The 1,818-nt window shown below is 72.3% G+C and carries 2 protein-coding genes; both read left to right on the top strand.

Going from position 1 to position 1,818, the window contains the following annotated elements:
- Positions 1-556, top strand: a 556-nt coding sequence (locus L995_RS04585; protein ID WP_047469574.1) for an ABC transporter permease, incomplete at its 5' end; no start/stop codon positions are given.
- The coding region (locus L995_RS04580; protein ID WP_047469571.1) for an ATP-binding cassette domain-containing protein at positions 553-1,818 on the top strand (1,266 nt) is incomplete at its 3' end. The genes L995_RS04585 and L995_RS04580, both read left to right, overlap by 4 nt.

The following is a 1,818-nucleotide window of genomic DNA, read 5'->3' as shown; positions in this document are numbered from 1 at the left end:
CCGCGTGGCCGTGGGCACGCTGATCGGCCTGCTGGCCGGGGCCACGGGCGGGCGCACGGAAGATGCGCTGATGCGCCTGGTCGATGTGCTGCTGGCCGTGCCTTCGCTGCTGCTGTCGCTGACCATCATCATCGTGCTGGGCTTTGGCACCATCAACGCGGCCATTGCCGTGGGCGTGGTCTCGGTGGCCAGCTTCGCGCGCCTGGTTCGCTCGGAGGTGGTGCGCGTGCGCCGCTCCGACTACGTGGAGGCCGCTTTCGGCAGCGGCGGGCGCTTTGCCGCCGTGCTGTGGCGCCATGTGCTGCCCAACTCGCCGACCTCGGTCATCGCCATGGCGGCGCTGCAGTTCGGCTCGGCGATCCTTGCGATTTCCACGCTGGGTTTTCTGGGCTACGGCGCGCCGCCGCCCACGCCCGAATGGGGGCTGCTGATCGCCGAGGGCCGCAACTACATCGCCACCGCCTGGTGGCTGACCACAGCGCCGGGCCTGATCGTGGTGGCCGTGGTGCTGGCGGCCAACCGCATCGCCACGGCCTTCGCACGGAGGCCTGCATGAGCGCCGCCATCGAGGAACGCATCCACGCCGCACCAGCGGTGGCAACCACCGCCCCCGTGCTCGAAGTGCAGGACCTGGCCGTGGCCTACCGCGATGCCGCAGGCCAGGCACAGCGCGTGGTGCACGGCGTGTCGTTTTCCGTGGCGCAGGGCGAGGTGGTCGCCCTGGTCGGCGAATCGGGTTCGGGCAAGACCACCACGGCCCAGGCCGTGATCGGCCTTTTGGCCGACAACGGCCACCGCGAGCACGGCAGCATCCGCCTGCAGGGCACCGAGGTCTCGGGCTGGCCGGCCGCACGCTGGAACGCCATCCGCGGCCGCGTGGTCAGCCTGGTGCCGCAAGACCCCACCATGTCGCTGAACCCCGTGCGCACGGTGGGCGACCAGGTGGGCGAGATCCTGCGTATCCACGGACTGCGCGACCGCACGGCCGTGGAGGCACGCGTGCTGGAACTGCTGGCCCGCGTGGGCCTGTCCCAGCCCGCGCTGCGCGCACGCCAGTATCCGCACGAACTGTCGGGCGGCATGCGCCAGCGCGTGCTGATCGCCATCGCCATCGCGCTGCGGCCCGCCCTCATCATTGCCGACGAGCCCACCAGCGCGCTGGACGTGACCGTGCAGCGGCGCATCCTGGACCTGATCGACGCGCTGCGCCGCGAGACCGGCACGGCCGTGCTGCTGGTCACGCATGACCTGGGCGTGGCGGCCGACCGCTCGCACCGCCTGGTCGTCATGCAGGGCGGCCGCATCCAGGAGCAGGGCCCCACGCTGGAGCTGCTGCGCAATCCGCAAAGCGCCTATACGCGGCGGCTGCTGGCCGATGCGCCTTCGCTGGCGCCCGCGCCGCGCCGCACGCCCAGGCCCGCCACGGCCGATGACTGGGCCATCGAGGTCGAGGACCTGGTGCACGAGTTCGCGGCGCCTGGCCATGCCTCCGCCCACGGGCGCGGCATCTTCCGCGCCGTGGACGGCGTGTCGCTGCGCGTGCGCCGGGGCAGCACGCATGCCATCGTGGGCGAGTCGGGCTCGGGCAAGACCACCACCATCCGCGCCATCGTGGGCCTGGGCCGGCCCACGGCGGGCCGCATCCGCATCGAAGGCACCGAGGTCACGGGCCTGCGCGGCGAGGCCCTGCGCCAGCTGCGCCGCCGCGTGCAGCTGGTCTACCAGAACCCGTTCAGTTCGCTGGACCCGCGCCAGAGCGTGTTCGACATCATCGAGGAGCCCCTGCTGAACTTCGACCCGCTGCCGGCCGATACGCGG

Source organism: Delftia sp. ZNC0008 (genome assembly GCF_000799035.1).
Taxonomy (GTDB): Bacteria; Pseudomonadota; Gammaproteobacteria; order Burkholderiales; family Burkholderiaceae_C; genus Comamonas; species Comamonas tsuruhatensis.
Note: the sequence above shows the minus strand (reverse complement) of the source record. Positions and strands in the feature narration are given on the sequence as shown.